The organism is Oscillospiraceae bacterium (assembly GCA_035353335.1).
Lineage (GTDB): Bacteria > Bacillota > Clostridia > Oscillospirales > JAKOTC01 > DAOPZJ01.
Window position 1 is genome coordinate 4865 of the sequence record DAOPZJ010000077.1, and the last position, 4176, is coordinate 9040.

Below are 4176 nucleotides of genomic sequence, written 5' to 3' on the forward strand. Positions count from 1 at the left end.
TTCCCTACAGGGACGCATGGTATTCATCCAACTGCCAGAGAAGCGGGTTCCCGTCGATATATTCCCATATCTTTCGATATCCTTGTTCGCAGCGGATCACTTCATCATAAAATGATTTTTGCCAGACCTCGGTTTCCGGGTTGATGTCATGAATCTTTTTCGTAACACCGGATTTATATAAACCGATGATTAAGGAAAGCGTGGGGAAAGGTTTTACTTTTTCAATATCGTCAACACATCCGACGATGATAATGGCATGAATATGGTTCGGCATGATAACAAATTTATCAATTTGGATCCCGTTGAAATGAGATGGGATATCAACCAGTTCCTGCCGGGCGATTTTCCCGAAAGCGTTCAATTGATCAGCCGCCCCGAAAATACACTTTTTTGCGTGCGTACATAGAGTCACGTAATAATAGTTTTCATTTGAATAGTCGTATCCCTTCAAACGAGGAGATTTTCGGGTCGGCAGATTCATGAAAAACTCCTTTCGCGTTCTTGTAGGGATGGGTCTTGACCCTTCCGGGCGGGCGAACAGCCCGCGAAGATGCTTTGGACACCGGCATGTTTTTGGTATTAATATGGCTCGGTAAAATCAATTAACCTTTCGTGAACACGATTCGGGTCGAATCGTGTTCACTCGGAAGGGTCAAGACCCTTCCCTACAGGGACGGTGCGTGAACCGTTTCCCTACAAGGATCGTGATTTTATACAAGGGGCGAGGAGCGCCCCTACTTTTTTATTTTTTCTGCGATTTTTTGAAGCGGATGAAGTCCAGGACGTCCTGTTTCTGCTCGTCGGTCAGGGCTTTGGCTTCGGCCGAGAGCGCGATCAGAAACTCGTCTTCCTCGGTTTCGCGGTCCAGCACGTAATCGAGATCGACGTGAAAATAATCCGCGATGGCTTTCGCGGTGCGGGTGTCGGGATTCGTCCGCCCTTTTTCCCACTGGCTGACCGCGGTCTGATGCACGCCGAAAAGCGACGCGAAGGAAAATTGGGACATGCCCGCTTCGGTGCGGAGCGTTTTGATATTTTTCATCGGGTACCACCTCGGACTCTATTATAAGAGACATTCTGATAGTTTGCAAGATATGATGAAAAATATTCTTAAAAGATGATAAATGCTATTGACATATGATTTTATATGCGTTATAATAATAGCATAACTAATATACGCGGCGGCTGAAGGATTCCGCGCCGCGCACGCAGCCGGTAACGGCAGGGAGACGAAAGGAGAAAAGAGAGATGGACTTGAAAACAAGGCGAAGACAGGCGGTCCTTTTGCCGGGCGCGGCCGGCCGGCGGAAAGCGGGGAATACGAGGATCGGCCGATGAGCGGCATCAACGAGGCGTACGTCAACGCGCTGCCGGACGTGAACGGCAAACCGAAAACCACGCTCGACGCGCGTTTCTTCCGGCGGTTCGACACGGCCTTGTCCGTCAGTTTCTCGGTGAGGGTGATCAACGTCATCGGCAATGAAACGCTGCCCGATCGGATGAGCATCCGGGTGAACGAGGCGTGCAGCGTCGCGGTTCTGACCGGGGACGCGGAAAACGGGTTTGAGCTCAGGCGGATGAAAGGGGGATACCTGCGGTTTGTCGGCGCGTCGGAAGTGATTCGGTTTTTGGCCGAAAAGGGCGTCCGGATGCCGGTGAAGGCGAAGCTGGCCTACGACGGACAGCTCGGCGGATGGGTCGCGAGGCTGCCGAGAGGGAATTCGTTATAATTTGCAGGGAACGGTCTTGACCGTTCCGGGCAATCGTGTTTTGACCCGAAATACGATTGCAAAAATCCTACGGTTCGCACAGACCGCAGCCCCGGGCAATAATTACATGAATATGGCTCTGCAAAATCAATTAACTTTTTGTGGACACGATTCGGGTCAAATCGTGCCCACGCGGAGAGGGTCATCGAACACGTGTTCGCATCGGCCACGGGCCGAGGACTTTCCCTACAGGATACGGTCATCATTATAAACCACAAAAGGAGATAAATCATGAGAGAGTTATATCGGGCGATCAAAGAGCAAGCGGCGGCGGAGCGGGAGCGGGCGAGGGAGATCTACGGTGAGAAAGGCAATCCGCAAGCGGATTGCTTTCATTCCGACCACGAGAGTTACGCGGTCATTTTGGAGGAATTCGACGAGGCCGACCGGGAGCGCAGGATGTTCGCGCTCGACCTCGAGGCGTTCTGGATGCACTGCAAAAACGACCACAACGACGAACACCCCAAGGACAAACGCGAAATTTTGGCGACGCTTTCGGAGCGCGCCGTCCGCGCGGCGTGCGAATGGGTGCAGACCGCCGCGGCGGTCGATAAAGCGACGGCGACGTTATTAAACCGGATCGATGAAGAGGAATAAATCGCAGGGCGATATCACCCCTGCACTTCCGGGAAAGGAGAAAGATGGAGACAAATACAACATCTAATAAAATCGCCGAGATGAAATTCAACCCGGTGTTTCGGGCGGCGCACGAGAGCCGATGTCGGTACATCTTGCTCAAGGGCGGGGCGGGCAGCGGAAAATCCTATGACACCGCGCAGTTTCTCATCAAACGGCTCCTTTCCGAGCCGGGGCGGAATCTGCTCTGCGTGCGCAAGATCTTCGAATCCAACCGCCTCTCGACGATGGCGGAACTCGCGGGCGTCCTTGCGCGCACAGGCCTTTCGCGGTATTTCACCGTGACCAAAAGCCCGATGGAGATCTGCTGCGCGAACGGAAACCGCATCGAATTCGCGGGCTGCTGCGACGACGCGCAGCGGGACAAGCTCAAATCCATACAGATGCCCTTCGGGCCGCTTTCCGACGTCTGGATCGAGGAGGCGACCGAGCTGACGCCCGCGGACTTTCACATCATCGACGACCGCCTGCGCGGCGAGCTGCCGGAAGGGCTTTTCTATCAGATCCGCATGACCTTCAATCCGGTGTCTTCCTCGCACTGGCTCAAATCCATGTTCTTCGACGAGCCGGACGAAAACGTGCTGACAAGCCACTCGACGTACTTAGACAACGAGTGGTGCGACGGGCAGTACCGCGAGCGCATGGAGCGGCGCAAAAAGTTCGACCCCGAGGGGTACCGCATTTACGCGCTCGGGGAATGGGGCGAGTCGGGCGGATTGATCTTGCCGAACATCGCGATCGGGGCATTCGAAACCGACGCGCAATATTTCGACCGCGTCGCGGCGGGGCAGGATTTCGGGTTCAACAACCCGAACGCGATCCTGGAACTCGGCATCAGAGACGGCGAAGTCTATATCCGGCGGGAGCTTTATTTACGCGAAAAAGACACGTCGGAGCTCATCGCGGCGGCCGGCGCGGCGGAGTTCGACCGAAAAACCGTGATGACCTGTGACTGCGCGGAGCCCGACCGCATCGCGATGTGGCAGAAGGCCGGATACCGCGCGCTGCCGTGCTACAAGGCCTCAGGGAGCGTTTGCGCGGAGATCGACTGGCTCAAACAGCGGCGCATCCATATCCACCCCGACTGCGTGAACGCCATCCGCGAGATTCAAAGCTGGCGTTGGGCGCAGGACGCAAACGGCGCGTATACCGACGAGCCGGCGCCGGTCGACGACCACGCGATGGCGGCGCTGCGGTACGGCACCCAGCCGTGGTCACGGTACGGATGCGAAAAACGAAAACCGTCGGCCGATGCCCCGCGCGACGCGTTTCATTTTTCCGCGCCGGAGCGCAAAAACCCGTTGGGGTACGGGAAGCGGATGAAGCCGATTTGAAAATTACGCAGGGAACGAATGACGAAAGGAAAAACCGTTATGACAACCGAACTGCTCATCGGGCTCGCCGCCCTTGCGCTCGCGCTGTTCGCTTCACTCAGGCCGTTTTTCGGCGCGAAAAAACCGGCGGACAAGCCGGAACCGGAACCCGGGCCGCGGGCAAAACAGGGTTCAAAAGCGGAGGACGCAAGGGAAAAGGCCCTGAAGTCCATCGAAAATTACAGAAAAAGCGGGACTTAGCCCGTTTTTACGGAGAGAAAGGAAGATAAACATATGATGACCGATCTGAATTTGTCCGCATACGTCTGGTGCCCGTTTTTCGGGCATCTCAACCCCTATTCCGTCGTCTGCGAGTTTGAGGGGCGGCGGGAAGGAATCGCACTGCGCTTCGGGTCGCAGGGGCAGAAAGTCCGGATGATGAAGCGCCGCTGCTTTTC

6 protein-coding genes are annotated in these 4176 nt (G+C 55.4%); 4 read left to right on the top strand and 2 right to left on the bottom strand.

The annotated features are described in order from the left end of the window. Positions 1-4 precede the first annotated feature (4 nt). Together PKH29_11815 and PKH29_11820 are read right to left on the bottom strand one after the other, a co-directional pair. Positions 5-481 (bottom strand): hypothetical protein, encoded by a 477-nt coding sequence (locus tag PKH29_11815; GenBank protein ID HNX15524.1) that lies wholly within the window; start codon positions 479-481, stop codon positions 5-7. Between the two features lie 261 nt (positions 482-742). Continuing rightward, positions 743-1042 carry a helix-turn-helix transcriptional regulator gene (locus PKH29_11820; GenBank protein ID HNX15525.1) on the bottom strand — a complete coding sequence of 100 codons (300 nt, stop codon included), beginning with the start codon at positions 1040-1042 and terminating at the stop codon, positions 743-745. 292 nt (positions 1043-1334) lie between these two features. Here PKH29_11820 and PKH29_11825 point away from each other — a divergent pair, with 292 nt between their 5' ends. From PKH29_11825 to PKH29_11840, 4 genes are all read left to right on the top strand, one after another. Further along, on the top strand, positions 1335-1730 hold the full coding sequence (locus PKH29_11825; GenBank protein ID HNX15526.1) for a hypothetical protein: 396 nt from the start codon (positions 1335-1337) through the stop codon (positions 1728-1730). A gap of 270 nt (positions 1731-2000) precedes the next feature. Then, complete coding sequence (locus PKH29_11830) at positions 2001-2366, top strand: hypothetical protein (protein ID HNX15527.1); 366 nt, start codon at positions 2001-2003, stop codon at positions 2364-2366. Between the two features lie 44 nt (positions 2367-2410). Continuing rightward, a complete protein-coding gene (locus PKH29_11835) occupies positions 2411-3739 on the top strand; it encodes a PBSX family phage terminase large subunit (protein ID HNX15528.1) in 1329 nt (442 codons plus the stop codon). A 39-nt stretch (positions 3740-3778) separates the two neighbouring features. Then, the gene (locus PKH29_11840; protein HNX15529.1) at positions 3779-3979 is read left to right on the top strand and encodes a hypothetical protein; all 201 of its coding nucleotides are present in this window, start codon (positions 3779-3781) and stop codon (positions 3977-3979) included. Positions 3980-4176 lie beyond the last annotated feature (197 nt).

Excerpts from the sequence above, each read along its gene's own strand:
- PKH29_11815 (HNX15524.1), bottom strand. The coding sequence starts at position 481 with ATGAATCTGCCGACCCGAAAATCTCCTCGTTTGAAGGGATACGACTAT.
- PKH29_11820 (HNX15525.1), bottom strand. The coding sequence starts at position 1,042 with ATGAAAAATATCAAAACGCTCCGCACCGAAGCGGGCATGTCCCAATTT.
- PKH29_11825 (HNX15526.1), top strand. The coding sequence starts at position 1,335 with ATGAGCGGCATCAACGAGGCGTACGTCAACGCGCTGCCGGACGTGAAC.
- PKH29_11830 (HNX15527.1), top strand. The coding sequence starts at position 2,001 with ATGAGAGAGTTATATCGGGCGATCAAAGAGCAAGCGGCGGCGGAGCGG.
- PKH29_11835 (HNX15528.1), top strand. The coding sequence starts at position 2,411 with ATGGAGACAAATACAACATCTAATAAAATCGCCGAGATGAAATTCAAC.
- PKH29_11840 (HNX15529.1), top strand. The coding sequence starts at position 3,779 with ATGACAACCGAACTGCTCATCGGGCTCGCCGCCCTTGCGCTCGCGCTG.